This window comes from Vibrio sp. 03_296 (genome assembly GCF_002265885.1).
Map to the genome: position 1 here is coordinate 33,482 of NZ_NPKW01000157.1, position 26,998 is coordinate 60,479.

Below are 26,998 nucleotides of genomic sequence, written 5' to 3' on the forward strand. Positions count from 1 at the left end.
TTTTTTGTTTCTGCAGATCATGATTCATCATTTTGATGCGCGATTCTCTGCCATGATTTGTTCGTCAGTAAGGAGCAAATCTCGCATGCCTTGCCATAGCTGGCCGAGGGTTTCATACCAGTAGCGCTCTGTTTGCTCAAGGTAGATGGCTTTAGGGGCATATCTGTCCCAAGCTTGAGAGATGTTCTTTTGCGCAAGGTAGTTTGTTGGCGCGGGTAACGGCGTTATGCCAGCGTCATGAAACTCTTTCATTGCACGTGCCATGTGACTGGCTGAAGTGACCAAAACCAGCTGTTTTTGACGCACAAATGCCGCTGCTTGTCGCGCTTCTTCCCAAGTATCTTTGGCATCTTCAAGAAGAATAATGTCTGATTTCGCGACACCCAGAGCCAAAGCCACGTTTGCCATCATGCGAGCATGGCTGGTTTCTGAGCCGCCCGCATAGCCAGACAGAATCAACTTTGAGCCCGGATACATCTTTAAAATACGAATTCCTTCCGTCAAACGCATCAACGAAGCACGGCTTAACTCAGACGTAGGGGGGATTTGATCATCCACCACATGGCCATTGCCCAATACCATGACGTAATCGACGGTTTGTACTTCGGGTAGAAATACAGAGTATTGCCTTTCTAATGGCATTAATAACTTGCTGGCAACGGGTTGGAAAGAAACCAAGAATATCCCCAAAAAGGAGAATAATATGATGAAACACCCCGTTTTTTGTCTGGTACTAAACATAATCAGCATCAGACCAGCTAAGCCTATTAAAAGTAGTGCTGGCAAAGGCATTAACAGTGCCGAGAGCACTTTTTTCAGCTCAAACATACAGAAATAGTCCGAAAAAACATCACTTGATAATAAAAATAAGAGAATGCCTCTTTATATCTGCTTTCCTTATGACAGAATAGCAGCACGATTAGATATGATAACTCAAGCTGCTGTGAACCAAGACCGTAATTTCGACGATATTGCCCACAAATTTGCAAAAAATATTTACGGGTCAGACAAAGGCGAGATTCGCCAAGTGATTGTTTGGGAAGATCTTCAACAATTGTTAGCCACCTTTGACGAGGCCAAACAGTCGCTAACCGTATTAGATGCGGGGGGCGGGTTGGCACAAATGTCACAAAAGCTTGCCAAACTCGGACATCACATTGCCTTATGTGATCTATCTTCTGAAATGCTGCAATTAGCAGAGCAGGATATTGCAAAAAATGGCTTGCTTGAGCAGTATCGGCTGATCCATTCTCCGGTGCAGAAGATTGGTGAGCACCTAGCAGAGCCAGTTGATGTGGTGATGTTTCATGCCGTGATGGAATGGTTGGCGGATCCAAAATCCGCTTTGGAAACGGTATTGGAACAAGTCGCACCGGGTGGCGCCGCGTCGATTATGTTCTACAACCACCATGGCTTGGTTTATAAGAATGTGGTTTGTGGCAATATCCCACATATTCTTGAGGGTATGCCTCATCGCAAACGCTTTAAGCTGCAACCGCAAAAAGGCCTAGAACCTCAATCTGTTTATCAGTGGATTGAAGACGCAGGCTTTGACATTTATGGAAAATCCGGTATTCGCTGTTTCAGTGACTATATAGGGAACAGACAGAATATGGGTGATTACCAGTACGAGGATGTGCTCGAGTTAGAACGACGTCTGTGTCGCCAAGAGCCTTACCTCTCGCTGGGCCGATACATTCATGTGTGGGCTAAGAAGAAAGATAAACAGGAATAACAATGAGTGAGACAACTCTCAATGCTGCAGAGCAACCAATCGATGAATTGGTTAGTTGGGTTAAGCAGCACGATTTCTCATTGAACCTGACCACCGAGCGATTGGCGTTTCTCATCGCCATCGCTGTATTAAGTAACGAAAGGTTTGATGAAGAGTTGGGTGAAGGTGAGCTGCATGATGCGTTTACTATCGTCACTCGACTGTTTGAAGAAACGGGTGAAGCCTCAGCGTTTCGCGCCAACAACGCCATCAATGAGTTGGTTAAGCAGCGCCTGATCAGCCGCTTTACCAGCGAAATGACGGAAGGTGCCAGCATCTACCGTCTTTCGCCGCTGGCGATCGGCATTACCGACTACTATGTCCGTCATCGAGAATTCTCCAAGCTTAGATTATCGATTCAGCTCTCCATGGTGGCTGGCGAAATGGCGAAAGCCATTGAAGCTGCCAAGCAAGGCGGGACGGCAGGGCATTGGAAGAAAAATGTGTATGCGGTGCTGAAATATTCAGTGGGTGAGATTTTTGATCAAATCGATCTCAACCAACGCGTGATGGATGAGCAACAACAATCGGTTAAGCAGCAAATTGCCGATCTGCTGAACAAAGATTGGCGTGAAGCGATCAACAACTGTGAGTCACTGCTTTCAGAAACCTCGAACACGCTCAAAGAGCTACAAGATACGCTGCAAGCGGCCGGGGATGAGCTGCAAACTCAGATCTTGGATATTCAAGAGTTGGTCTATGGGGATGAAGAGCTCGAATTTATCGAAGAAACGCTGTTTGGGTTGCAGATGAAGCTCGATCGCATCACCAGTTGGGGTCAACAAGCCATCGATCTGTGGATCGGTTACGACCGCCATGTTCACAAATTTATCCGTACCGCGATTGATATGGATAAAAACCGAATCTTCAGTACTCGTCTACGCCAATCGGTCAAAGATTACTTCGACATGCCATGGTATCTCACTTACGCAGATGCGGAGCGTTTGAGCGATTTGCGTGATGAAGCCTTAGTGCTTCGTGACGACGAAGTGACCGGGCAAGTGCCACTTGAAGTGGAGTATGAAGAGTTTCAACAAGTCAATGATGAGCTTGCCGAGCGTATCGGTGAGATGTTGCGTCTCCATAAAGACAACGGCAAGCCGATCGATCTCGGCATTGTGCTGAAAGATTATCTCGCGCAGCACCCTCGCACTCATCATTTCGATTTAGCTCGTATCGTTATCGACCAAGCGGTGCGCATGGGTTATTCCGAATCGGATTACCAAGCGATTCAGCCAGATTGGCAGGCAATTAACGACTACGGCGCAAAGGTACAAGCAAATGTCATCGACCGATATTAATGAATACATGCCAGAAAATCTGGCCAAAGCGATTTGCAACCCGCTGTTTCCAGCATTGGATAGCATGCTGCGCGCAGGTCGTCACATCTCGAGTGAAGATTTAGATAACCACGCACTGCTGTCGGATTACGAAGTAGAGCTGTCGGCTTTTTACCAACGTTACAACACAGAGTTGGTGAAAGCGCCAGAAGGTTTCTTTTACCTTCGTCCGCGTTCAACCTCATTGATTGCCCGTAGTGTGCTCTCTGAGCTGGACATGTTGGTGGGTAAGGTGCTCTGTTTCCTTTACTTGAGCCCAGAGCGTTTGGCACATGAAGGTATCTTTACCAATCAAGAGTTGTATGAAGAGCTGATCGCACTGACCGATGAAAAGAAACTGATGAAGTTGGTGACCAACCGTGCATCGGGGTCGGATCTCGATCGTGAAAAGTTGTTCGAAAAAGTACGAACCTCATTAAGACGTTTACGCCGTTTAGGCATGATCATCAATGTGGGAGACAGCGGCAAATTCAGCATCAGTGAAGCGGTGTTCCGTTTTGGTGCGGATGTGCGCGCTGGAGATGATATTCGCGAAGCACAATTGCGTTTGATCCGCGATGGTGAAGCGGTGGTTCACATTCAAGAGCCGACTCAGGCAAGCCTACTGGCTGACGAAGAAGAACAGAATTATAACGAGCAAGCTGAATTAGAAGGTGAAGCATGATTGAAAGAGGTAAATATCAATCGCTGACCATGGTCAACTGGAACGGCTTTTTCGCTCGTACCTTTGATATTGATGGATTGGTCACCACCCTGTCAGGTGGTAATGGTGCAGGTAAATCAACCACGATGGCGGCGTTCATTACCGCGTTGATTCCAGACCAAAGTTTGCTGCATTTCCGTAACACAACCGAAGCGGGCAGCAGCCAAGCCTCTCGCGATAAGGGTTTGTACGGTAAGTTACAACCGGGTGCCTGTTACGCGGCATTGGATGTCGTGAACTCACGCAATCAACGCCTACTGTTTGCGGTGAAGCTACAGCAAGTAGCGGGCCGTGACAAAAAAGTGGACATCAAGCCGTTTGTGATTCAAGGCTTGCCAAGTCATGTGAAGCCAACGGATGTGCTGATTGAATCGGTCTCGGCCACTCAGGCGCGCGTTCGTCAAATCAACGAAGTGAAAGAGAGCGTTGCTCAGTACGAGGGCGTTCAGTTTAAGAGCTTCGCTTCGATTGTTGATTACCATGCACAGATGTTTGAGTTTGGCGTTATTCCGAAAAAATTACGCAACTCAAGCGACCGTTCGAAGTTCTACCGTCTGATTGAGGCTTCATTGTATGGCGGGATCTCGAGTGCGATTACTCGCTCGCTGCGTGATTACTTGTTGCCGCAAAATGGTGGGGTGAAGAAAGCGTTCCAAGATATGGAATCGGCACTGCGTGAAAACCGTATGACGCTAGAAGCGATCAAAACGACGCAAGCCGACCGCGATCTTTTCAAGCATTTGATCACGGAATCCACCAACTATGTGGCGGCAGACTATATGCGTCACGCCAATGAACGTCACAAGAAATTAGAGCAAAGTTTGTCACTACGCTCTGAACTCTTTAGCTCGCGCGAGACACTGATCGAGCAAAACCGCTTACTGAACCAAGTTCAGCAAGAATTGGAAATGCTGGTTGAATCAGAATCGGCATTGGAGCAAGACTATCAAGGTGCTTCTGACCACTTGCAGTTGGTGCAAAATGCTTTGCGTCAGCAAGAGAAAATCGAGCGTTACCAAGAAGATCTTGAAGAGCTGAATGAGCGTCTTGAAGAGCAATCCATGGTCGTGGAAGAAGCGCAAGAGCGCGTCTTAATGGCCGAAGAGCAGTCTACGGTTGCAGAAAACGAAGTAGATAGCCTGAAAACGCAGTTGGCCGATTACCAACAAGCGTTGGATGTGCAGCAAACTCGCGCGCTGCAATATCAACAGGCAGTTCAAGCGCTAGAAAAAGCCAAAGTGCTTTTGTCTGACAGCACGTTGACCGCTGAATCAGCGCAAGCTTTGGTGGCGCAGTTAACCCAAAGCGAAGCGGAACAGACTCAATCCTTGTTGGCGCTTAAGCACAAACTGGACATGTCCTCCGCGGCTGCGCAGCAGTTTGAAAATGCGCTGAAATTGGTACACAGCATTGCCGGTCAAGTGGAACGTGCCGAAGCCTCTCGCCATGCCAAAGCGGCCATTCAACAAGCGCGCTCCGCTCAGCAAGTGGTGCAAAACGAAAACCAATGGCGTGCGCAACATCGTGATTTAGAACGTAGCTTGAATCAGCAAAACCAAGCGCAAGCTTTGGTCGTGGAATACCAAAAAGCACACCAAGTCATGCTTGATGATGAAGTGATATTCGAGCAAGAGCGTGAACGTCATCATGCTCAACTGGACTCTCTTGAGATTGCGTTGGAAGAGAATCGCGAGTTGCGTAGCGAGCAGCGTCGTCAGGAGCAAGATTTACAAAGTGACATCACGCAGCTTCAGGCAATCGCACCAAAATGGATTGCGGCCAATGATGCACTGGAAAAACTGCGTGAGCAAAGTGGCGCTGAGCTGGCGGATAGCCAATCAGTGATGTCACAAATGCAGCAAGTTCTTGAGCAAGAGAAACAGCTTTCTCAAGCCAAAGACAAGCTGGCAGAGCGTCGCAGCCAACTGGAAAGTGAAATTGAACGTCTGGCCTCTCCTGGTGGTTCTAATGACCCACGTTTGAAAGGCTTAGCGGATACGCTAGGCGGTGTCTTACTTTCTGAGATCTATGACGACATCACCATTGACGATGCGCCTTACTTCAGTGCGATGTACGGCCCTGCACGTCACGCGATTGTGGTGTCTGATTTGTCGGGCATCGAAGAAAAGCTGGTGGAACTCGACGACTGTCCTGAGGATCTTTACATCATTGAAGGCGATGTGGATGCCTTTGATGACAGCTCAATCAAAGCGGAAGAGCTAGAGGGCGCAGTGTGCGTGCGTTTGAACGATCGTCAAATGCGTTACTCTCGCTTCCCAGTGATCCCGCTGTTTGGTCGCGCAGCACGTGAACAACGTCTAGAGCTGCTGCGTAGCGAGCGAGAAGAAGTCGTTGAAAAGCACGCGAAAGCGGCATTTGACGCGCAGAAAATGCAGCGTCTATTCCAAGCGTTTAACCAGTTTGTCGCGGAGCACATCCAAGTGGCCTTTGCCGCGGATCCTGAGCAAGCCTTGGTGATTGCGCGCGATAAGCGTAACCAATTGACGCGCACTCTGGCTGAGTTGGAAGCGAAAGAGCAGCAGATGCGCAGCCAAATCCAAAACAGTAAGCAAGCGCTTACCATGTTGGATAAATTGGCACCGATGATGGCGGTGATCAGCGATGACACCATCGCAGAGCGTTTCGCGGAACTGGAAGAGAAAATCGCTCAATTGGCCGATGCGAAGCAGTTCTTGAACGCACACGCCAAAGCGGTTGAGCAGTTAGAAAGCCAATTAGCGGTACTTGAGGCGGATCCTGAGCAATTCGATGCACTGGAAGCGCAATATCAAAGCGCAGATAGCCAACTGCAAACGTTGAAGAAGCAAATCTTCGCCTTGTCGGATTTGGTTGAACGCCGCCACTATTTTGCTTATGCCGATTCGGTTGATCTGCTTAGCAAGAGCAGCGAGCTGAGTGAACAGCTCAAAGCGAAATTGGTGGAAGCAGAACGTGCACGTAGCCGTTACCGTGATGAGCTCAAGCAGCAGCAAGAGCAGATGAACCAATACAACCAAGTGTTGGCCTCTCTAAAGAGTTCATATCAAGCGAAACTGGAAACGGTTCAAGAATTTAAGCAAGAGCTGGCAGAGTTTGGTGTCAGTGCTGATGAAGGGGCGTTGGAGCGCGCGATTCGCCGTCGTGATGAACTTCACGAGCGTTTGCACACCTCACGCAGCCGTAAGAGCGAGTACGAACGTACCCTCACTTCCACAGAGCTGGGCATGAAAGAACTCGCCAAGCGCTTGAAGAAGGTGCAAAAAGAGTACGTAGAACTGCGTACGTTTGTCGTTGCTGCGAAAGCAGGCTGGTGCTCAGTACTGCGTTTAGCACGTGAAAACGACGTAGAGCGCCGTCTACATAAACGTGAGCTGGCTTACTTGTCGGCGGGCGAACTGCGTTCCATGTCGGATAAATCACTGGGTGCGCTGCGTCTTGCAGTTGCCAACAATGATGATCTGCGTGATGCACTGCGACTCTCTGAAGATAATGCGCGTCCTGAACGTAAAGTATTGTTCTACATTGCGGTTTACCAGCACTTACGAGAGCGAATTCGCCAAGACATCATCCATACCGATGATCCGGTCGAAGCGATTGAAGAGATGGAAGTGGAGCTGGCTCGTTTGACCGAAGAGTTGACCATGCGTGAAAACCGTTTGGCCATCAGTTCTGAGTCGGTGGCGAGCATCATTAAGAAAACCATCCAACGTGAACAGAACCGTATTCGTATGTTGAACCAAGGCTTGTCCAACATCTCGTTTGGTCAGGTGAAGGGCGTTCGACTCAATGTGAAAGTGCGCGAAAGCCATGAAGTGTTATTGAATGGTCTCGCCACGCAGCAAGAACAACACAAAGATCTGTTTGAAACAGCACGTTATACCTTCTCTGAAGCGATGGCAAAATTGTTCCAGCGCGTTAACCCGCACATTGATATGGGGCAACGTTCACCACAAGTCTTGGGTGAAGAACTGCTGGATTACCGCAACTACCTTGAGCTGAGCATTGAAGTAAACCGTGGCTCTGATGGTTGGCTACAAGCGGAATCGGGTGCACTGTCTACTGGTGAAGCGATTGGTACTGGCCAATCTATTCTCTTGATGGTGGTGCAAAGTTGGGAAGAAGAGTCACGTCGTCTGCGCAGCAAAGACATCGTACCGTGTCGTTTGCTGTTCCTTGATGAGGCGGCGCGTCTGGATGCGAAATCGATCTCAACACTGTTTGAGCTTTGTGATCGCCTCGATATGCAACTTCTTATCGCGGCGCCAGAGAACATCAGCCCAGAGAAAGGCACCACTTATAAACTGGTGCGTAAAGTGTTTAAAGATCACGAACACGTGCATGTCGTCGGTTTGCGTGGCTTTGGCCAAGAGCAGAAACCGAAGAGTGAAGCGCAACAGATGATCGAAGAGTTTGAAGCGTAAACTCAATAGCGATAAAACCAAACGCCCGCGATGATCATCGCGGGCGTTTTTTTATGGTTGATGAAGCTCAGGGCGAGTCAGCGCTTGCTGGCGGAATTGCTTCGGTGACGCGCCGCTCCATTTGCGAAATGCGTGACGGAAATTGGCGCTATCGGAAAAACCGACACGCTCTGCAATCTCTTCAATGCTCATTTTCGTGGAAGCAAGGTAGTGGCGGGCAAAGTGGAAGCGCACATGGTCTAAGATTTTTTGGTAACTACTCTCTTCTGTTTTCAAGCGACGGCGAAGGGTTCTTGAGGACATGCCAAGTTCGGCGGACAAAGTTTCAATAGACGGATAATACCCTGGTCTTTCCACAAACATTTGGGTGATTTTTTCCTTTAGGCTCGCTTTGCCGCTTACTTTCTCCAACATTTCGTCACACGACTTAAGGCACAGTTGCAGTGTGGCAGTATTGGCCGCGGGAAGGGGCTCTTGCAAACTCTTGGCATCAAACTGCCACTCTAAACGTGGGCTGTTAAACTCGATTTGGCAGTGGAATATTTGCCGATACAGTTCACTGTATTCCGGTTCGGGATAGGGGAAACGGATAATCGTGGAAGGGAAGGGCTTTTGCATCACTTCTTCGCATAAGCTGTGTATTGCAGCAAACCAATATTCACAACAAAACGGCAAAAGAGATTGCAAATCAATCAATTGTTCGGCGCGAAAATAGCCGGTATGGCCTTCGATACCCATGGTCTTTTTGAGCACAGGGCCGGCCAATCGCAAATACTTAAAACCAATCATCATCGCATCGAAAAGCGTATTGCTGCTAAATATCGCGTAACCCAGCACGCCAAAATCACTAAAGCGGGCTTGCTGACCGACACGTAGACCTAATCCGCCCTCTTCTGAATGGGCTAAGGCATTGCTAAAAATCACCAATTTTTGTGCGAGTGTGATGTGCGTGTCCGGAGTATAGAGTTGCGAAACACTGAGACTACTGCCGAGCAGCAGTGAGTCAATGCTGACTTTTGATTCCAAATAGCGGTTGAGTAACTGCAGATCTAAAATGCCACAAGCTTGAGCATCCGGTTCATAAACGGCAACGTATTTCATTGTCCCTCTCCATTTCAACGTCATCCTAGCGCGGACTGAGGTACGATTCAGTCACCTTAAGAGAATTTTGTCCGAATATCACCGTTTTTTGTCTTTTTGTAACCTGTGCATCATGTTATCAAAATGTTGTAATCATTTAAATTGCACCGTGGGAGAGAAACATGAATGTACTGGCTAGGCAAGATAGGGACGTACATCGCGATCAAGGAATGATAGCAACCCATGACGCCACAGCAAGCGAACTTGCAACGTGGTTTTCCGAATTACAAATGGCTTATCAAGCGGAGCCTAGCGCAAGCTATGTGGAGAGAAAACATCGATTACTGGCGCTAAAAAAACAACTTTCTCGCTATCAAGACGTACTGGCAGAAGCTATGAGTCAAGATTTTGGAGGTCGAAGCCATACCGAGTCCATCATGGCGGATGTGCTTGCGCCAATTCTTGATATCAACCATGTGCTCAAACATTTAAAGGGGTGGATGAAGCCCAGCCGAAGAGCGACAGAGTGGCTGTTTAAAGGCAACCAACTGGAGGTTCGTTATCAGCCGAAAGGCGTGGTAGGCATTATCTGCCCTTGGAACTTCCCTTTGTACCTCTCGATAGGCCCCATGATCACGGCGCTAGCCGCGGGCAACCGCTGCATGATTAAGATGCCACCCAATTGCCCGCAAACCACGCGACAGCTCCGTCGTATGCTTGCCGAAATCTACCCAACAAATCTAGTTCGTATCGTTGAAGGCACGCATCCAGAAGCGATGGACATTTCACATTTGCCTTTTGATCATTTGGTGTTTACTGGGTCTCCTGCGAGCGGAAAGATCATCATGGCAAATGCCGCCGCCAATCTCACACCGGTGACGTTAGAGCTGGGGGGCAAGTCGCCAGTGGTGGTGTTTGATGATTATGAGATAGCGAAAGCAGCGCAGCGAATTGCTCATGGAAAAGGGTTCAACTCTGGGCAAATCTGTATCGCTCCGGATTACGCGTTTGTGCCTGAAGGTAAGCAGGAAGCCTTTGTTGATGCGTTGAAATCCGCCCATCAAAGCATGTACGGCGATCTCAAAGCCAACCAAGATTACACCGCGCTAGTCGACGACGCGCAGTACCAGCGATTCCATAGTTTGCTTGAGGATGCGCGAAGCAAAGGAGCGACGATTACCCAATGTCTTGAAGCTGGGGAAGGGAGAAAAACGCCGCTGTATATTGCGACCAACCTGACGCCAGATATGCGTATCTGCCAAGAAGAGATCTTTGGGCCTCTGCTACCTGTTCACACCTTTCAGGCCATCGAAGAGGTCATCAACTATATCAACCAACGACCAAGGCCTCTGGCGTGTTACTTGTTTAGCCATCATCCAAAACAACGTGAAACCTTGCTCACTCAAACCCACAGTGGCGGTGTTACTATCAATGGCTGGGGCTGGCATGTGCTCAACCATTCTGTGCCGTTTGGCGGTATCGGTAATTCTGGCATCGGCAACTACCATGGCGAAGAGGGCTTTCGCGAACTTAGCCACGCGCGAACTGTCTTGAAAATGCGCGATTGGTTTCCGATTCAGTTGTTTGCGCCACCATATGGCAATTGGGTGCAAAAACTGGTGGTAAGAGTGTTTGCTGGCAAACCAGATCTCACGCTCAAAGAGTGATTTTTAAACAGCTTCAACCGTGCTGATGGCATTGAAAAATGTCTTAAACAGAAAATACCCAGTCGAGGTAGAGGAGAGAGCATGAAGGAATATGATTTTATTGTTGTCGGTGGCGGCTCTGCCGGTTGTGTGTTGGCGTCTCGATTGACGGAAGATCCTGACGTCACCGTTTGTTTGCTGGAAGCGGGGGGCAAAGATAGCAGTCCTCTTATTCATACGCCTGTTGGGATGGTGGCGATGATGCCCACCAAAATAAACAATTGGGGGTTTGAAACCATCCCGCAAGCTGGTTTGAATGGCAGAAAAGGGTATCAACCACGGGGCAAAACGTTAGGCGGTTCCAGTTCTATCAATGCCATGATGTACGCCAGAGGGCATCGATACGACTACGACTCATGGGCCAGTTTGGGAAACGTCGGTTGGAGTTACGACGACTGCTTGCCCTATTTCAAAAAAGCGGAGAACAACGAAATCCATCGTGATGAGTTTCATGGCCAAGGTGGCCCTTTGAATGTCACCAATTTACGCTCGCCGAGTGACGTGCTGGAACGTTATTTGGCCGCTTGCGAGTCGATCGGCGTCCCACGCAATCCCGATATCAATGGCGCGCAACAGTTGGGAGCGATGGCCACTCAAGTGACACAAATGAATGGTGAAAGGTGCAGTGCCGCCAAAGCGTATCTTACTCCTCATTTGGGCAGGCCAAATTTAACGGTGTTAACTCAAGCGACCACCCATAAAATTCTCTTTGAAGGCAAGAGAGCGGTTGGCGTCGAATATGGTCAAAAAGGCCACACGTTTCAGATCCGCTGCAAGCGAGAAGTGATTTTATCTGCTGGCGCGTTTGGCTCTCCACAACTGCTTTTGCTTTCGGGCGTCGGGGCGAAGAAGGATTTACAGCCATATGGTATTCAGCAAGTTCACTCATTGCCCGGGGTGGGGGAGAACTTGCAAGACCACATTGACTTAGTTCATACCTATCGTTGCAGTGCCAAGCGCGATACTTTTGGTGTCTCACTTCGTATGGCGTCGGAATTAACCAAAGCGGTGCCACAATGGATTACGCAACGGACAGGCAAAATGAGCAGCAATTTTGCTGAGGGGATCGGCTTCTTATGCTCTGATGACAGTGTAGAGATCCCCGATCTGGAGTTTGTTTTTGTCGTGGCGGTAGTGGACGATCATGCGCGTAAAATTCATGCAAGCCACGGCTTTAGTAGCCATGTGACCTTATTACGACCCAAAAGTGTTGGCCGCGTCAAACTGAACAGTGCAAACCCTTACGATGTGCCCCACATTGACCCTGCGTTTTTTACGCATCCAGAAGATATGGAAATCATGATCAAAGGTTGGAAAAAACAGCAGCAAATGTTGGAGAGCTCGGCGTTTGATGACATTCGAGGGGAGAGCTTTTATCCCGTTGATGCCTCGGATGACAAAGCGATAGAGCAGGACATTCGCAACCGTGCTGATACACAATATCATCCGGTTGGCACGTGCAAAATGGGCGTGGCCAGTGATCCGTTAGCCGTGGTTGATCATCAGCTTAGAGTCCATGGCTTGGCGGGGCTAAGAGTGGTGGATGCCTCCATTATGCCGACCTTGATTGGTGCAAACACCAACGCGCCGACCATCATGATTGCAGAGAAAATCGCCGATGCGATTAAAGCCAACTATGCGGGTTTGGGTTGTGCGATAAAGGAAACGACGCCAGTGGCTTAAATGTTGTTAGGAGTGTCGTGGTCGACGTTTTAGAATAAAAAACCGCAGCTGCGCTCAAGTGGCCAACAAGAAAACGCCCGCAATCATAGCGGGCGTTTGTCGCATAAGTTACGCATGGATTGAGTTAGCTTGCGCTGCTATCAAAATCTTGTTTTGCGCCAAATTGACGCATTGAATACGCCACACGCTCTTCTGCTGAGGGATAGACCAGTGGTGCGCCCAAGTTCTCAATATGGTGTAAGCGTGGTAAAAGCCCCGCACCGTTGGCAATTTGAATCGCCAGACCAGGGCGTGCGTTGAGTTCCAATACCATTGGTCCTTCTTCTTTATCCAACACCATATCGGTGCCGAGATAACCCAGCCCGGTCATTTCCCACGCGCTGGCTGCCAAGGTCAACAAACGTTGCCAATGAGGCACTTGCAAGGTAGCAAGATCTTTTCCTGTATCTGGATGGTGAGTAACAGGTTGGTTGAACTGCACCGCGCGAATCGCTTTCCCCGTCGCAATATCAATACCAACCCCAACCGCACCTTGGTGCAAGTTGGCTTTTCCATCCGACGCGGCTGTTGAGCAGCGCATCATTGCCATCACAGGGTAGCCTTTGAACACGATGATCCGCACATCGGGCACCCCTTCGAAACTGAATCCATCAAAGCAATCATCAAACTTAATTAAGTTCTCGACTACGGCCACATCGTTCTTACCACCAAGAGAGAACAAGCCTGCTAGCGCGTTTGAGATATGGCGTTCAATCTCTTCTTTGTTGATGGTGGAACCCGAAGGCTTGGTGTAAACGCCCTCTTTGTGCGAGGTCACAACAAGAATGCCTTTACCGCCACTACCACGAGCGGGTTTAATCACAAACCCGGGCCAATCTTTGACCATTTCGTGAATGCGTCTTACATCTGCTTGATTGCTGATCACGCCAATCAACTGTGGCACTGTACAGCCCGCTCGTTGCGCGATGATTTTAGTTTTAAGCTTATCATCCACCAAAGGGTATTTGGAACGGTCATTATAGCGACCAATATAAGCGTGATTACGCTTATTCATTCCCATGATCCCTTTGCGTCGCAGCTTCATCGGCGATGTGTACTTAGACAAAAAGGAGAACATAGATTAATCCTCCACCAATGGCTTAAAGCGGCGCAACTCGGTAATGCGGTATCCAGTGTAAGTACCCAATAGCAAGATTGCCGCCAGTACAACAAGCTGCAGACCAATGAAGTTAAAGGTCAGATGCTGGATGTATGGGTTAGTCATGCCAAGGTAAACCAATACTGCGGTAAACAGTGAACCACCGCCTTGCAGTACCACCTCTTTTGCGCCTTCCTCTTCCCACAGAATCGACATACGTTCGATGGTCCATGACAAGATGATCATCGGGAAGAAGGTAATCGAAAGGCCTTCGGTTAGACCAATCTTGAATGCCACGACGGTGAACACGGAAATAATCAGAATAACGGTAATAATGACCGCAGATATCCGCGCAACCAACAGCAAGTTCAGCTTGGAGAGGTAGCTACGAATGATCAAACCCGTACCCACAATCAATAAGAAACCGACGATACCTGTCACCAGTTGCGTCTGTACAAACGCCACGGCAATCAGTACTGGCATAAAGGTGCCGGATGTTTTCAAACCAATGATGACACGCAAGAACACCACAATGAGTGCGCCAATCGGCACTAACATGATGGTCTTAAACATCGCTTGCTCTTCGAGAGGCAAGCTGTGAATCGAGAGATTGAGTAGTCCATCGGCTTCCACTTTATTATCGGTGGCGGCTTGTGGCGTAATGTCTTGTGCAATCATTGAGAAATGCACTTGGCTGTTTTGTCCGCCGACTAAATCCAGTAGTGAAACGTTTGAGTCATCCCACACCAGTAAGTTACCTTGGTCGGCATGTTGCTCTGAATTTGGCGAGAACAGCACCCAGTTACTGCCATCCCACACTTGGATCATGGATTCAATCGTTTGGCGACGACGACCATCTTCCAGTGAAATGACCCCAACGATTTTGCTTTGAACCTCAGCCGTTGAAAGCAACTTGTAGAGGGTAGTGGCGCGATCGGTGTTGTTAAGCAACAACGCCGCGTTTTGGCTATCGGGGTCGTTTAGCGTTTTAATGAGTTCACGGGTAAACGTAATGTTGTCTGAGGAACGTCTCATCGCGCGATCAATGAGCGCTTGTGCCGCAGTTTGCTCCGGATTCGAGTAAGTTGGCTTGCTGATAGGCTCTGTAGGCGGTTGAACGGTCACTTTTGCTTGTGGGTCGACTAAAAACTGCGTTTTGTAGTAAATGGTTTGCGGGCCACTTGCTTGTCGAATAGACCACTCAGCGCGACGACCCGATGCGGTATTAACATAAGAGACGCCATAGCCTGGAGAGGATGCTGTCTCATTGATCAAGGTGAAGCCATTTTGAGTATGAGGTGCTGCAAGTGAGGCTTTTACCTCTTGACCGCTGGCGTTAAATTCAATGCGCGCTTCAATATCCCAGATCTGACGGCTTTCGCCGGGCGTCCATGGCACGCCATAGGTTTGATGGCGAAACACACTGAGTGTTATCCCTGCGACAATCAGCAGGATGATAGAAAGATAAAAGGGAACTCGGGAAGTCATAGCCTACCTTACTTATTCTTTTGTCCGGTTTGAATGTAACTGCGACTGACGTCTACAAGAGCAATATCGCGAATAAATTCACGTCCTAGAAGAACGGGATGGCTCATTTGTGAGCGATCTGCCAATGTAAATTGTGCTTTCTCTTTGATTGCACCCACTTTGACCCACAGTTCGACGACGGCGCGGCGTTCGGTATCATCGTTTGTTGATTGACGAATTTTCACATAACGAATAACGGGGGCTTCAATCCAGTTTTGGTCAGTACCAGGTTGTTCGGGATCAGAGAGGTGGAAGCGAACCCAATCTTTACCATTTCGCTCGAACATTTCGATATCAACGGCATTCAGTGATGAGGTGGTAGCACCAGTGTCGACACGGGCATCAAATGACTGATTAATAGAGTCGATAGTCACTTTCTCTATCGCACCAAGAATGATTTGATTTTTGGCGGGGGCAGGCGGTGCTGCTAATACTTTTGGCTCAGGTTTTTTTCTGTCGTTGTTCTCAAGCGATTGCTGTTGAGCGACTTGCAACTGATCGACTTTGCTCTGCAGCTCGGTAATCTGTGTCTCAAGGCTCTCGATATAGTCAACTTGGTTAGAAGATTGCAGAGTGAGATTCTCTATCTTATTCGTAATGCGAGCCTCAGAGTCTTGGAGGGCGGTCAGGGTTTTCTGATGATATTGCTCACCATTGGTTAAAGTACAGCCAGATAACAAAACGAGAGCGAGTACTGGCGTCAATCTTATAAACATTGAATGCCTTAAAAAGTGAATTAGGGGAATAAGTTATTGTAAAGAGGAGTGTAGCGTATAAAAAAGGATGCGTGAAGCATCCTCTTGTTAGGGTTTAGTGATACTCAAATTATTGAGTCAAAACTGTGTCAATTATGGCTTTTTCGCCACCAAAATAGCACGGCGAGGCGCGGGGTAGCCTTCCACGGTTTTGCTTGGGTCATTCTGGTCGAGATAATCCGGCAGTGAATTGTGAGTCATCCAATTGGTGGTGCGTTGCTCGTCGACGGAAGTGACGTTTTCGTCCACGATGCGCACGTCTTCAAAGCCAACCAATTCTAACCACACTTTTAAAGCGCGAGCCGAAGGGAAGAAATACACATTGCGCATTTGAGCGTAGCGTTCCTTGGGAACCAAAACGGCGGTTTCATCCCCTTCTATCACCAAAGTTTCCAGAATTAATTCACCGCCAGAGACAAGCTGATCTTTCAGTTGAATCAAGTGGTCAAGCGGAGAGCGACGGTGATACAACACCCCCATGCTGAAAACGGTATCAAACGCCTCAAGTTTTGGTAGCTGTTCAATGCCCAATGGCAGTAGGTGTGCACGCTGATCGCCACCCATTAATTTACGGATCGCTTCAAACTGGATTAAAAACAGGTGTGATGGGTCAATACCCACGCACAGACGTGCACCTTCACCCAACATGCGCCACATGTGATAACCGTTACCACAACCGACATCCAGCACGCTACGATTTTTTAATGGTGATATATGAGGCAGAACACGGTCCCATTTCCAGTCACTGCGCCATTCGGTGTCAATATGAATGCCGTGAACGGTATAAGGGCCTTTACGCCAAGGATGGAAAGTGCGCAGCAAGCTTTCGAGCTTCTTCAACTCTCCGTGATGGAACGGCGTGTCGTTGCTAATGGTGACAGAGTGCTTAATGTCTATCTGATCGGGTGCGCCTTCTGGGATCTTATTGAGTGCTTTTAACCAGCGAGGGAAATCACCATGCTCAGCATTTTGCCAATCTGTTAGCTGTTGAGGTAGAATGTTTAGCCATGGCTGAAGACGAGTGTCTTGAGCGATTAACTGGTAAAAATTAGCAAAATTAAACATCGTTTTTCACTGAGTAATAAATTAAAAATTGACACTAAATGCGAAACGTTAAGACTTTCTCGCTTCTCGCTTCTCGCTTCTCGCTTCTCGCTTCTCGCTACTTAATCGCAAACATCGAACCAAAGTTAAAGCATTGGAACCAAACATCGTAGCTGCTGAATCCAATTTGTGCGAAGCGCTCTTTGTGTTGTTTCTTCGAATCTGGACGCATCACGTTTTCAATGGCACTGCGTTTTTGGCTGATTTCTAGCTCACTGTAACCATTTGCTCGTTTGAAGTCATGGTGAAGGTCAATCAACAGTTCATTAGAAACTTGATCTTCAAAAACGTACTTTTCGGAAAGGATCAAAATGCCGCCAGGACGTAAACCTGCGTAGATTTTTTCCAGCAACACGTAACGATCTTCCGGTGATAAAAACTGCAAAGTAAAGTTCAGAACCACCACGGAAGCATTTTCGATATCTATGTTGCGAATATCGGCTTCAATCACGTTTACGGGGGTATCACTGCGATAAGCATTGACGTGAAGCTTGCAGCGCTCAACCATCGCTTTAGAATTATCGACCGCAATGATCTGACAGCCTTCTTGTTTGATGTGGCGACGCATCGAGAGTGTGGCTGCGCCCAGTGAGCAACCCAAGTCATACACATTACTGTGTGGTTTGACAAAACGTTCGGCCAACATACCAATGGCAGAAATGATGTTGCTGTAACCCGGAACCGAACGTTGAATCATGTCTGGAAAGACTTCCGCCACGCGTTCATCGAAGGTGAAATCCCCAATTTTATCGATTGGAGCCGAAAAAATAGTGTCTGGATTGCTTTTTGGGTTCATAACCATTCTCTGCTAACAAACTGCCTGTCTTCACATAGGCGGTAAAAAGGCGCGTATTTTAGGGGAATTTCCTCTAGCTGTCATGCATTGCAAGACGCAGCTTAGAACATCTGTATTTGGCTATTGCCACTATTGGCAGGAAAATCAGACAGATTGGGCAGTTTCACTTGTTGCTGTAATTGTTGGTAAAGTCGTTTGGCTAACTGGGGGCCTTCTACGTTATCCGGTGTGTGGATCATCAAATAAGGCTGCTTACCCTCGGCAATCCAAAGTGGTAATTTGCTCAGCCAAGGGGCAAAGAAGGGGAGGTTGCTCTCTAAATCGGGATGACCAATAAAGCGAATCATTGGATGCTCTGCCGTCGCGATGGCGTGAACGGGCACTTTTGGTTTTTTTTGGTGGGCATCGATCACGGCCTCCGTTGTTGCTGGGGCAGCGAAAACCGGACGGCTATCCATGATGATGCGATCAATCTTTGTTTCCATTAACCATTGGTTAAAGCGTTTCTCATCCTCTCCTTTCGCAAAAAAAGCCAAATGACGTACTTCGATTCCCAGCGGAAACCCTTCGGGAAAGTAAGAGCAGAAACGTTGTAGCAGCGGTAAATGCTCTGGTGAAAAAGCCGCGGGAAGTTGGATTGTCCATTGGCCAATACGCGGGTGCAGCGGTTCCATGACACTCAAAAACTCGCGCAACAAACCCTGAGAGCCTTTAAGCATCTGCTGGTGGGTAATCAGCTTTGGCAACTTAAAGGTGAAACGAAAATCGTCATGCGTGGCCGCGCGCCAGTTAAGTACGGTTGGTGTATTTGGCGTCGCGTAGAAGGTCGTATTGCCTTCGACAGTGTGAAAGACCTGTGCGTACTTTTCCAGTCGCTCTGCGGGTTTGGTCCCCGAGCCATAAAAGTCTTGTTGCCACTGATTGTGCGACCACATAGTCAGACCCAATCGAAGAGGAAGCGTGTTCATGGTTTCTCGCTGCATTTATTCCTAGCCTCACTGTACGAGAGTTTTGCTGAAATCGGTAGTTTCGCGTTATAATCCCGACCAATTTTTCACATTTGATGTGCTTTTGAGCAGTTGCTGTATCAAAAAGCATCAATGCATGATAAAACGCAATAAATTGTATTCTGACTAGTCGATTTTCACCGACATTCAGCGTATAAATGGACCTTTGCTCTGTTGAGAAAATGACCGACAGAGAGTAGTTAACAATTTTAGAGAGATTGGGAATTTCATTATGCGTACCCATTACTGTGGTCACCTGAACAAGTCCCTTGCAGGACAAACTGTAGAACTTTGCGGCTGGGTTAACCGTCGTCGTGATTTAGGCGGTCTTATTTTTATTGATATGCGAGATCGTGAAGGTATCGTTCAGGTAGTTGTTGATCCAGATATGGCTGATGCGTATGCAGTGGCAAGCCAACTGCGTAATGAATTCTGTATCAAGCTAACGGGTGAAGTTCGCACTCGTCCTGAAAGCCAAGTGAATAAAGAGATGGCAACGGGTGAAGTAGAGATCCTTGCGAAAGGTCTTGAAATCATCAACCGTTCTGACGTGCTGCCTCTCGACTTCAACCAGAAGAACTCGGAAGAGCAACGTCTGAAGTACCGCTACCTAGACCTACGTCGTCCAGAAATGAGCGACCGCATCAAGCTACGTGCAAAAGCGTCTAGCTTTGTTCGTCGTTTCCTAGATGACAACGGTTTCCTAGACATTGAAACACCAGTACTCACCAAAGCGACACCAGAAGGTGCGCGTGACTACCTAGTACCAAGCCGTGTTCACAAAGGCAGCTTCTACGCACTTCCTCAATCTCCACAGTTGTTCAAACAGCTGCTTATGATGTCTGGCTTTGATCGTTACTACCAAATCGTTAAGTGTTTCCGTGACGAAGACTTACGTGCTGACCGTCAGCCAGAATTCACCCAGATCGATATTGAAACGTCATTCATGACGTCTGATCAAGTACGTGCAGTGACGGAAAAAATGGTTCGCGAAATGTGGCAAGAGCTACTGAACGTTGACCTAGGTGAGTTCCCAGTTATGCCGTTTAGCGAAGCGATTCGTCGTTTCGGCTCTGACAAACCAGATCTTCGTAACCCACTAGAGCTAGTAGACGTTGCTGACCTAGTAAAAGACGTGGATTTCAAAGTGTTCTCTGGCCCTGCTAACGATGAGAAAGGCCGTGTAGCAGTCATCCGTGTTCCTGGTGGTGCTGAGCTTACTCGTAAGCAAATCGATGAGTACACTGCCTTTGTAAGCATCTACGGTGCGAAAGGTCTAGCATGGATGAAGGTTAACGACCGTGCAGCTGGCATGGAAGGTATCCAATCTCCAGTAGCGAAATTCCTAAGCGAAGAGGTGATCAACGGTATTCTAGAGCGCACTCAAGCAGAATCGGGTGACATCATCCTATTTGGTGCAGACAAAGCAAACATCGTTGCTGAAGCGCTAGGTGCACTTCGTCTAAAACTTGGCAAAGACCTGGGTCTAACCAAAGAAGGCTCTTGGGCTCCACTATGGGTTGTTGACTTCCCAATGTTTGAAGAAGACGACGAAGGCAACCTACACGCGATGCACCACCCATTCACATCGCCTCTAGGTCTTACTGCTGAAGAGCTCAAAGCAAACCCAGCACCAGCAATTTCAAATGCGTACGACATGGTTCTCAACGGCTACGAAGTGGGCGGTGGTTCTGTCCGTATTCACAACGCAGAAATGCAGGCAGCGGTGTTCGATATTCTTGGTATCGACGCTGACGAGCAAAAACTGAAATTTGGTTTCCTACTGGACGCTCTGAAATTCGGTACGCCTCCACACGCAGGTCTTGCATTCGGTCTAGACCGTCTAGTCATGCTACTGTGTGGTACTGAGAACATTCGTGATGTTATCGCGTTCCCGAAAACAACGGCAGCCGCGTGTCTGATGACAGATGCACCAAGTGTGGCTAACCCAGCAGCACTTGAAGAGCTTGCGATTGCCGTGACGATTGCAAAAGAAAAAAGCGCAGAATAAGCAATAAGCGTTAAAAAACTCCCGCAAACGCGGGAGTTTTTGTTTAAGGAACAGATAGGAAGTGTCATGTCGATTATTCTAGGAATTGACCCAGGCTCTCGCGTTACTGGCTATGGTGTGATTCGCCAAAATGGCCGACACCTGCAATATCTTGGTAGTGGTTGCATTCGTACATCAGAAAAAGATTTGCCCGGCCGTTTAAAGCAAATTTACGCGGGCGTAACGGAGATCATTACTCAGTTTCAGCCGGATGCGTTTGCCATAGAACAGGTCTTCATGGCGAAAAATGCCGACTCAGCACTCAAACTTGGTCAAGCGCGTGGCGCGGCGATCGTTTCTGCCGTGAATCACGATTTGCCGGTTTACGAATACGCCGCTCGTTTGATTAAGCAAGCCGTGGTAGGCACGGGCGGGGCTGATAAAGCACAAGTGCAACATATGGTGCAACATATGCTCAAGTTACCCGCTAAACCTCAGGCGGACGCGGCCGATGCGTTAGGTGTTGCCATTTGTCACGCCAATACCAACAAAACCCTCATTGCCTTAGCCGGGCAGGCGACCAGTGCTAAACGAGGCCGTTATCGTTAGCCTTGTATTCGTTTTATGAGATAAAGAACTGGATGTCTATCCAGTTCTTTATTATCCTGTCGCAAATTCATTTCTAAAGAGTATTGAACGTGATCGGACGTCTTCGCGGCATTCTGCTGGAAAAGCAACCCCCTGAATTGTTGATTGAAGTTAATGGCATTGGCTATGAAGTTCAGATGCCAATGAGTTGTTTCTATGAGCTTCCTAATATTGGGGAAGAAGCCATTATCTATACTCATTTTGTGGTGCGTGAAGATGCTCAGTTGCTGTATGGATTCAATACCGTGAAAGAACGAGCGCTGTTTAGAGAAGTCATCAAAGCCAATGGGGTTGGACCAAAACTGGGTTTGGCCATTTTATCGGGCATGACGGCAAGCCAGTTTGTGGCGTCGGTAGAAAGAGAAGACATTTCCACGCTGGTGAAATTACCGGGCGTTGGCAAGAAAACAGCAGAACGTCTTGTGGTTGAGATGAAAGATCGTTTGAAAGGTTGGAGTGCTGGCGATCTGTTCACGCCGTTTACCGATGCGGCGCCAGTCGATTCAGGCAGCGCAAGCAGTAACAGCGCAGAAGAAGAAGCGGTCAGTGCGCTCTTGGCGTTGGGATATAAGCCTGTACAGGCATCAAAAGTCGTATCACAGATTGCTAAACCGGATATGACCAGTGAACAACTGATCCGCGAAGCGCTTAAGTCCATGGTCTAATCGCGCAAAATAGGTATTGATATGATTGAAGCAGATCGCTTAATTGCTCCGGAAAATCCCGCCTTTCGTGATGAAGATGTGATTGACCGTGCGATACGACCAAAGAAACTGGCTGATTACCAAGGCCAAGATCACGTACGTGATCAAATGGAAATTTTTATTAAAGCCGCGCAATTGCGTAACGAAGCGCTCGACCATTTATTGATTTTTGGCCCTCCAGGTTTGGGTAAAACCACCTTAGCGAACATTGTTGCAAACGAGATGGGCGTAAATATTCGCACCACGTCAGGCCCGGTGTTAGAAAAAGCGGGGGATTTAGCGGCCTTGCTGACCAATCTAGAAGAAAACGACGTGCTCTTCATTGATGAGATACACCGACTCAGTCCGATGGTGGAAGAAGTGCTGTATCCAGCCATGGAAGATTACCAGTTGGATATTATGATTGGTGAAGGCCCTGCTGCACGTTCAATCAAAATCGACTTGCCGCCCTTTACGCTAATTGGTGCAACCACTCGCGCCGGCTCACTGACGTCCCCTCTGCGTGATCGTTTTGGTATTACCCAGCGTTTGGAGTATTACAAAATTCCTGATCTGCAGAATATCGTGCAACGCAGTGCTGACTGCTTGGGGCTTTCCATGGAAGCGGAAGGGGCATTAGAGGTGGCGCGTCGTGCGCGTGGTACACCACGTATTGCCAATCGCTTGTTGCGCCGCGTGCGCGATTTTGCCGAAGTCAAAGGCAATGGTCACATCTGTGCAGATACTGCAGACAAAGCGCTCAACATGCTTGATGTGGACTCGAAAGGTTTTGATTACATGGACCGCAAGTTACTGTTGGCCATCATGGAGAAATTTGGTGGTGGTCCGGTTGGCTTGGATAACATGGCAGCTGCAATCGGTGAAGAGAAAGATACGATTGAAGATGTGTTAGAGCCATATTTGATTCAGCAAGGTTATTTACAACGCACGCCTCGAGGGCGAATCGCAACCGATCGGGCGTATCTTCATTTCGGAATTGAAAAGTAAGTTTGCAAGGCTAGGTATTAAATTTCCTAGCCTTTTCTTTAATGTGAGAAAGGTCACAATAAAGAAAATCTAACTACCTCTAAATAGGTAATGCAAAATCGCGCATTGTAAACGTCTCGTAGCCATAATGAGGCGTGCATTTTCTTCTAGTTACCTGGCGTTAACAAAACATCTTGCATTTGCTTGATTTAGATCAAGTTGATTGTTTTTTAGACAGAAATGCCACGTGTTTCTTGATTCAAATCAAAGCGCTTTGCGTTTATAAAACTTTTGAAACCCTCAGTTTTTAGCAGTAGTATTAGCCGCAGCTATATTAGCTGACGCTTAACAATTAACTAACCAATGCGGTACATTTTTGCAACAATTTGTTGGTTTAATTCAACACTATTCAAGAAAGTTCAACTCTTGATGATGATTTGTAAAATGTAGAGAGTGTCATTCAGCCGACACATAGGAGTTACCATGATTGACGTAGTTGATCTGTCGCGGTTGCAGTTTGCACTGACAGCGATGTATCACTTCCTATTCGTACCTTTGACTCTAGGCATGGCTTTCCTTTTAGCCATCATGGAATCGCTGTACGTAATGACCGATAAGCAAATCTACAAGGACATGACTAAGTTCTGGGGTAAGCTTTTTGGTATTAACTTTGCCCTAGGTGTGGCCACAGGCCTTACCATGGAATTCCAGTTTGGTACGAACTGGTCTTACTATTCCCATTATGTTGGTGACATTTTCGGTGCCCCTCTTGCTATTGAGGCACTCGTCGCATTCTTCTTAGAGTCCACCTTCGTCGGTCTATTCTTCTTCGGATGGGAGAGATTATCTAAACGTCAACACTTGGCCGTTACATGGTTAGTGGCATTAGGTTCTAACTTCTCTGCGTTGTGGATTCTTGTCGCGAATGGTTGGATGCAAAACCCAGTGGGCGCTGAGTTCAACTTCGAAACCATGCGTATGGAGATGGTGAGCTTTGCCGAAGTGGTGCTTAACCCTGTTGCTCAGGTGAAATTTGTTCACACCGTTGCGTCTGGTTATACAACGGGTGCCATGTTTATCCTCGGCATCAGCTCATACTACCTACTAAAAGGCCGTGACGTCGCATTTGCACGTCGTTCGTTTGCTATTGCGGCTTCGTTCGGTATGGCATCGATCTTGTCCGTTATCGTTCTTGGTGACGAATCAGGTTACGAGCTTGGCGAAGTACAAAAAGTAAAACTTGCGGCGGTAGAAGCAGAGTGGCACACAGAACCTGCACCAGCAGCGTTTACTCTGTTTGGTTTACCGAACCAAGAAACCATGCACACCGACTACGCGATCAAGATCCCTTACGTTATGGGTATCATTGCGACGCGCTCTTTCGACGAGCAAGTCACCGGTCTTCGTGACCTACGTGATCAGCACGTTGATCGTATCCGTAACGGTATGTATGCCTACGAGTTGCTAGAAAAACTTCGTGCTGGCGATCGCTCTGAAGCGAACAAGGCGGCATTTGATGAAGTGAAAGGTGACCTTGGTTACGGCTTGCTGCTTAAGCGTTATACCGACAAAGTGACCGATGCAACGGAAGAGCAAATTCAAGCCGCCGCGGATGACTCCATTCCAACAGTGTGGCCACTATTCTGGTCGTTCCGCATCATGGTTGGCTGTGGCTTCATCATGCTGTTTGTCTTTGGTGCTGCATTCGTTCAAACATGCCGTCAAAAGATCGAGCAAAAACCTTGGATTCTGAAAGCGGCGCTATTTAGCATCCCACTTCCTTGGATTGCGATCGAAGCAGGTTGGTTCGTCGCTGAGTACGGTCGTCAACCTTGGGCGGTGGGTGAAATTCTCCCAACCCACGTTGCCGCTTCGGCACTGACGATTGGCGAACTATGGACCTCTCTATTCGCTATTTTGGCACTGTATACCGTGTTCCTGATTGCAGAGGTGTACCTCATGTTGAAGTTCGCTCGCAAGGGACCAAGTAGCCTCAAAACAGGTCGTTACCACTTCGAACAAAATGGCGAGTCTATTGAAGACAAAGTTAATCGCCAAGTAGAAGCGTAAGGCAAGGAGACAGAAAATGTTTGATTATGAAATCTTACGACTGATTTGGTGGGTTCTGATCGGTGTTCTACTGGTTGGTTTCGCCGTCACCGATGGTTTCGATATGGGGGTGGGTGCGCTCGTTCCTGTTATCGGTAAAAACGACACTGAGCGTCGCATAATGATTAACACCATCGCACCGCACTGGGATGGTAACCAAGTTTGGCTAATCACCGCTGGTGGTGCACTGTTTGCCGCTTGGCCTTTGGTTTATGCAACGTCGTTCTCCGGCTTCTATCTAGCGATGTATGTCACGTTAGCGGCACTTTGGCTACGTCCACTTGGCTTAGACTACCGTTCTAAAATCGAAAACCCAAAATGGCGTAATGCATGGGATGGCGCGATCTGTTTTAGCGGCGCGGTACCGCCAGTGATCTTCGGTGTTGCTTTTGGTAACTTGCTGCAAGGCGTACCATTTGAGTTGAACAACCTGCTCATGTCAGAGTACAAAGGTTCATTCTTTGCACTATTGAATCCATTTGCATTGCTTTGTGGCGTTCTCAGCTTAATGTTGTTTGTTCTCCAAGGTGCAACTTGGCTACAAATGAAGACAACAGAAGCGCTGCATACCCGCGCGCGTAACGTTGCTCAAATTGCGGGCCTTGTGGTTGTAGCATTGTTCGTGATTGGGGGAGTCTGGGTTCAATCTATCGAAGGCTACGTGATTACGAGCACCATCGATACATTTGCAGATTCCAACCCTCTGAATAAAGAGGTTGTGCAACAAGCGGGCGCTTGGATGGCGAACTTTGAAACTTATCCAGCTATGTGGGCTGCGCCAGTATTGGGCGTGTTCATGCCATTGCTTGCGGTGATTGCTTCTCGTTTTGAGCGTGGTGGTTTCGCTTTCCTATTCTCAAGTTTGGCAAACGCCGGTGTGATTTTGACGGCTGGCTTCGCAATGTTCCCATTCGTGATGCCTTCAAGCCTTGTTCCTGCGCACAGCTTGACTATGTGGGATTCAACAGCGAGTGAACTGACCCTTGGTTTGATGACGGCTGTCGCGGCGGTGATGGTACCAGTGATTCTTGGCTACACAACTTGGACTTACTACAAGATGTTTGGTCGTCTAGATAAGAAACACATCGAAGACAACGACGTTTCAGCTTACTAAGGAGTAATAACTATGTGGTATTTCGCATGGATTCTGGGTGTACTATTGGCGTGTGCATTCGGCATTATTAATGCTCTTTGGTTAGAGCACAGTGAAATGATGGATAAAGACAGTGAGTAACTTGGATGCGCGAATCGCTTCGTTGCATGAGCCGTTAGACAAAACAATCTTAAAAGTGATTGCGTTGTTGCTTGGTTTCTTGCACGTGGGATTAGTGATGTGGGACCCAGAAGCATACGCAACTGCGATTGGCGGATTCAATGCGCTAATCGGTCCCGCACTAATCTGGGCGGTTTGCTCCAGCATGGTTTACGGCGTTGGATTTAAGCCGAGGAAATGGGTGTGGCAACTCTTGTTTAGCCCATACTTCTCGCTGTCTATATTGCTGTTTCTCACCGCTTTATACATTTTGTAACCGAAAAGGTTAATAATT

General features: G+C 48.0%; 22 protein-coding genes. 14 read left to right on the plus strand and 8 right to left on the minus strand.

Features of this window, described 5'->3' with window-relative positions; genetic code table 11:
- Positions 1 to 27: 27 nt before the first annotated feature.
- Complete coding sequence (gene elyC, locus CIK04_RS21635; protein WP_011080020.1) at positions 28 to 828, minus strand: envelope biogenesis factor ElyC; 801 nt, start codon at positions 826 to 828, stop codon at positions 28 to 30.
- 97 nt (positions 829 to 925) lie between these two features.
- Here elyC and cmoM point away from each other — a divergent pair, with 97 nt between their 5' ends.
- Genes cmoM through mukB form a run of 4 tightly spaced genes read left to right on the plus strand, consistent with a single transcriptional unit; the run spans position 926 to position 8,238 of the window.
- Positions 926 to 1,735, plus strand: a complete 810-nt coding sequence (gene cmoM / locus CIK04_RS21640) for a tRNA uridine 5-oxyacetic acid(34) methyltransferase CmoM (protein ID WP_172840600.1) — start codon at positions 926 to 928, stop codon at positions 1,733 to 1,735.
- A 2-nt stretch (positions 1,736 to 1,737) separates the two neighbouring features.
- Complete coding sequence (gene mukF / locus CIK04_RS21645) at positions 1,738 to 3,075, plus strand: chromosome partition protein MukF (protein WP_011150799.1); 1,338 nt, start codon at positions 1,738 to 1,740, stop codon at positions 3,073 to 3,075.
- Complete coding sequence (gene mukE, locus CIK04_RS21650) at positions 3,056 to 3,778, plus strand: chromosome partition protein MukE (protein WP_017421981.1); 723 nt, start codon at positions 3,056 to 3,058, stop codon at positions 3,776 to 3,778. Before mukF ends, mukE begins: the two co-directional genes overlap by 20 nt.
- Positions 3,775 to 8,238 carry a chromosome partition protein MukB gene (gene mukB / locus CIK04_RS21655; protein ID WP_097352945.1) on the plus strand — a complete coding sequence of 1,488 codons (4,464 nt, stop codon included), beginning with the start codon at positions 3,775 to 3,777 and terminating at the stop codon, positions 8,236 to 8,238. Before mukE ends, mukB begins: the two co-directional genes overlap by 4 nt.
- Positions 8,239 to 8,289: 51 nt before the next feature.
- On the opposite strand, the gene CIK04_RS21660 is transcribed toward mukB, so the two are convergent.
- Positions 8,290 to 9,339: an AraC family transcriptional regulator gene (locus tag CIK04_RS21660; protein WP_045595174.1), complete on the minus strand. Its 1,050-nt coding sequence runs from the start codon at positions 9,337 to 9,339 to the stop codon at positions 8,290 to 8,292.
- A gap of 161 nt (positions 9,340 to 9,500) precedes the next feature.
- Between CIK04_RS21660 and CIK04_RS21665 the strand changes: the two genes are divergently transcribed.
- Both CIK04_RS21665 and CIK04_RS21670 read left to right on the plus strand, forming a co-directional pair.
- Complete coding sequence (locus CIK04_RS21665) at positions 9,501 to 10,985, plus strand: coniferyl aldehyde dehydrogenase (protein ID WP_097352946.1); 1,485 nt, start codon at positions 9,501 to 9,503, stop codon at positions 10,983 to 10,985.
- An 81-nt stretch (positions 10,986 to 11,066) separates the two neighbouring features.
- The gene (locus CIK04_RS21670) at positions 11,067 to 12,707 is read left to right on the plus strand and encodes a GMC family oxidoreductase (RefSeq protein ID WP_097352947.1); all 1,641 of its coding nucleotides are present in this window, start codon (positions 11,067 to 11,069) and stop codon (positions 12,705 to 12,707) included.
- Positions 12,708 to 12,831: 124 nt separating this feature from the next.
- On the opposite strand, the gene CIK04_RS21675 is transcribed toward CIK04_RS21670, so the two are convergent.
- The 6 genes from CIK04_RS21675 to CIK04_RS21700 form a co-directional block, all read right to left on the minus strand.
- The gene (locus tag CIK04_RS21675) at positions 12,832 to 13,824 is read right to left on the minus strand and encodes an alpha-L-glutamate ligase-like protein (protein ID WP_038939781.1); all 993 of its coding nucleotides are present in this window, start codon (positions 13,822 to 13,824) and stop codon (positions 12,832 to 12,834) included.
- A gap of 3 nt (positions 13,825 to 13,827) precedes the next feature.
- Positions 13,828 to 15,333 carry an inactive transglutaminase family protein gene (locus tag CIK04_RS21680; RefSeq protein WP_017421978.1) on the minus strand — a complete coding sequence of 502 codons (1,506 nt, stop codon included), beginning with the start codon at positions 15,331 to 15,333 and terminating at the stop codon, positions 13,828 to 13,830.
- 8 nt (positions 15,334 to 15,341) lie between these two features.
- Positions 15,342 to 16,088 (minus strand): ATP-dependent zinc protease, encoded by a 747-nt coding sequence (locus CIK04_RS21685; RefSeq protein ID WP_039539291.1) that lies wholly within the window; start codon positions 16,086 to 16,088, stop codon positions 15,342 to 15,344.
- A 132-nt stretch (positions 16,089 to 16,220) separates the two neighbouring features.
- On the minus strand, positions 16,221 to 17,192 hold the full coding sequence (cmoB, locus tag CIK04_RS21690; RefSeq protein WP_097352948.1) for a tRNA 5-methoxyuridine(34)/uridine 5-oxyacetic acid(34) synthase CmoB: 972 nt from the start codon (positions 17,190 to 17,192) through the stop codon (positions 16,221 to 16,223).
- 97 nt (positions 17,193 to 17,289) lie between these two features.
- Positions 17,290 to 18,027 (minus strand): carboxy-S-adenosyl-L-methionine synthase CmoA, encoded by a 738-nt coding sequence (cmoA, locus tag CIK04_RS21695; protein WP_013571414.1) that lies wholly within the window; start codon positions 18,025 to 18,027, stop codon positions 17,290 to 17,292.
- Between the two features lie 101 nt (positions 18,028 to 18,128).
- Positions 18,129 to 18,995, minus strand: coding sequence for a DUF72 domain-containing protein (locus CIK04_RS21700; RefSeq protein WP_026050622.1), 867 nt, complete (start codon positions 18,993 to 18,995; stop codon positions 18,129 to 18,131).
- Between the two features lie 271 nt (positions 18,996 to 19,266).
- Here CIK04_RS21700 and aspS point away from each other — a divergent pair, with 271 nt between their 5' ends.
- From aspS to ybgE, 8 genes are all read left to right on the plus strand, one after another.
- The gene (aspS, locus tag CIK04_RS21705; protein WP_097352949.1) at positions 19,267 to 21,045 is read left to right on the plus strand and encodes an aspartate--tRNA ligase; all 1,779 of its coding nucleotides are present in this window, start codon (positions 19,267 to 19,269) and stop codon (positions 21,043 to 21,045) included.
- Between the two features lie 66 nt (positions 21,046 to 21,111).
- A complete protein-coding gene (ruvC, locus tag CIK04_RS21710) occupies positions 21,112 to 21,633 on the plus strand; it encodes a crossover junction endodeoxyribonuclease RuvC (protein WP_011080036.1) in 522 nt (173 codons plus the stop codon).
- Between the two features lie 89 nt (positions 21,634 to 21,722).
- Positions 21,723 to 22,337 (plus strand): Holliday junction branch migration protein RuvA, encoded by a 615-nt coding sequence (gene ruvA / locus CIK04_RS21715; protein ID WP_017421973.1) that lies wholly within the window; start codon positions 21,723 to 21,725, stop codon positions 22,335 to 22,337.
- 21 nt (positions 22,338 to 22,358) lie between these two features.
- Positions 22,359 to 23,363 (plus strand): Holliday junction branch migration DNA helicase RuvB, encoded by a 1,005-nt coding sequence (ruvB, locus tag CIK04_RS21720; protein ID WP_011150787.1) that lies wholly within the window; start codon positions 22,359 to 22,361, stop codon positions 23,361 to 23,363.
- 462 nt (positions 23,364 to 23,825) lie between these two features.
- Positions 23,826 to 25,412 (plus strand): cytochrome ubiquinol oxidase subunit I, encoded by a 1,587-nt coding sequence (cydA, locus tag CIK04_RS21725; RefSeq protein WP_097352950.1) that lies wholly within the window; start codon positions 23,826 to 23,828, stop codon positions 25,410 to 25,412.
- A gap of 16 nt (positions 25,413 to 25,428) precedes the next feature.
- Entirely contained in the window at positions 25,429 to 26,565 is a 1,137-nt protein-coding gene (gene cydB / locus CIK04_RS21730; protein WP_039539285.1) for a cytochrome d ubiquinol oxidase subunit II, read from the plus strand.
- Positions 26,566 to 26,577: 12 nt separating this feature from the next.
- Complete coding sequence (cydX, locus tag CIK04_RS21735) at positions 26,578 to 26,685, plus strand: cytochrome bd-I oxidase subunit CydX (RefSeq protein ID WP_000270284.1); 108 nt, start codon at positions 26,578 to 26,580, stop codon at positions 26,683 to 26,685.
- On the plus strand, positions 26,678 to 26,980 hold the full coding sequence (gene ybgE / locus CIK04_RS21740; RefSeq protein WP_017421971.1) for a cyd operon protein YbgE: 303 nt from the start codon (positions 26,678 to 26,680) through the stop codon (positions 26,978 to 26,980). The genes cydX and ybgE overlap by 8 nt, the downstream gene beginning before the upstream one ends.
- Positions 26,981 to 26,998 lie beyond the last annotated feature (18 nt).

Excerpts from the sequence above, each read along its gene's own strand:
- mukB (WP_097352945.1), top strand. The coding sequence starts at position 3,775 with ATGATTGAAAGAGGTAAATATCAATCGCTGACCATGGTCAACTGGAAC.
- cmoA (WP_013571414.1), bottom strand. The coding sequence starts at position 18,027 with ATGAACCCAAAAAGCAATCCAGACACTATTTTTTCGGCTCCAATCGAT.
- CIK04_RS21675 (WP_038939781.1), bottom strand. The coding sequence starts at position 13,824 with ATGTTCTCCTTTTTGTCTAAGTACACATCGCCGATGAAGCTGCGACGC.
- CIK04_RS21700 (WP_026050622.1), bottom strand. The coding sequence starts at position 18,995 with ATGAACACGCTTCCTCTTCGATTGGGTCTGACTATGTGGTCGCACAAT.
- elyC (WP_011080020.1), bottom strand. The coding sequence starts at position 828 with ATGTTTGAGCTGAAAAAAGTGCTCTCGGCACTGTTAATGCCTTTGCCA.
- ruvC (WP_011080036.1), top strand. The coding sequence starts at position 21,112 with ATGTCGATTATTCTAGGAATTGACCCAGGCTCTCGCGTTACTGGCTAT.
- cydA (WP_097352950.1), top strand. The coding sequence starts at position 23,826 with ATGATTGACGTAGTTGATCTGTCGCGGTTGCAGTTTGCACTGACAGCG.
- CIK04_RS21680 (WP_017421978.1), bottom strand. The coding sequence starts at position 15,333 with ATGACTTCCCGAGTTCCCTTTTATCTTTCTATCATCCTGCTGATTGTC.
- cydX (WP_000270284.1), top strand. The coding sequence starts at position 26,578 with ATGTGGTATTTCGCATGGATTCTGGGTGTACTATTGGCGTGTGCATTC.
- mukE (WP_017421981.1), top strand. The coding sequence starts at position 3,056 with ATGTCATCGACCGATATTAATGAATACATGCCAGAAAATCTGGCCAAA.
- mukF (WP_011150799.1), top strand. The coding sequence starts at position 1,738 with ATGAGTGAGACAACTCTCAATGCTGCAGAGCAACCAATCGATGAATTG.
- CIK04_RS21670 (WP_097352947.1), top strand. The coding sequence starts at position 11,067 with ATGAAGGAATATGATTTTATTGTTGTCGGTGGCGGCTCTGCCGGTTGT.
- ruvB (WP_011150787.1), top strand. The coding sequence starts at position 22,359 with ATGATTGAAGCAGATCGCTTAATTGCTCCGGAAAATCCCGCCTTTCGT.
- CIK04_RS21660 (WP_045595174.1), bottom strand. The coding sequence starts at position 9,339 with ATGAAATACGTTGCCGTTTATGAACCGGATGCTCAAGCTTGTGGCATT.
- cmoM (WP_172840600.1), top strand. The coding sequence starts at position 926 with ATGATAACTCAAGCTGCTGTGAACCAAGACCGTAATTTCGACGATATT.
- CIK04_RS21665 (WP_097352946.1), top strand. The coding sequence starts at position 9,501 with ATGAATGTACTGGCTAGGCAAGATAGGGACGTACATCGCGATCAAGGA.
- cydB (WP_039539285.1), top strand. The coding sequence starts at position 25,429 with ATGTTTGATTATGAAATCTTACGACTGATTTGGTGGGTTCTGATCGGT.
- aspS (WP_097352949.1), top strand. The coding sequence starts at position 19,267 with ATGCGTACCCATTACTGTGGTCACCTGAACAAGTCCCTTGCAGGACAA.
- cmoB (WP_097352948.1), bottom strand. The coding sequence starts at position 17,192 with ATGTTTAATTTTGCTAATTTTTACCAGTTAATCGCTCAAGACACTCGT.
- CIK04_RS21685 (WP_039539291.1), bottom strand. The coding sequence starts at position 16,088 with ATGTTTATAAGATTGACGCCAGTACTCGCTCTCGTTTTGTTATCTGGC.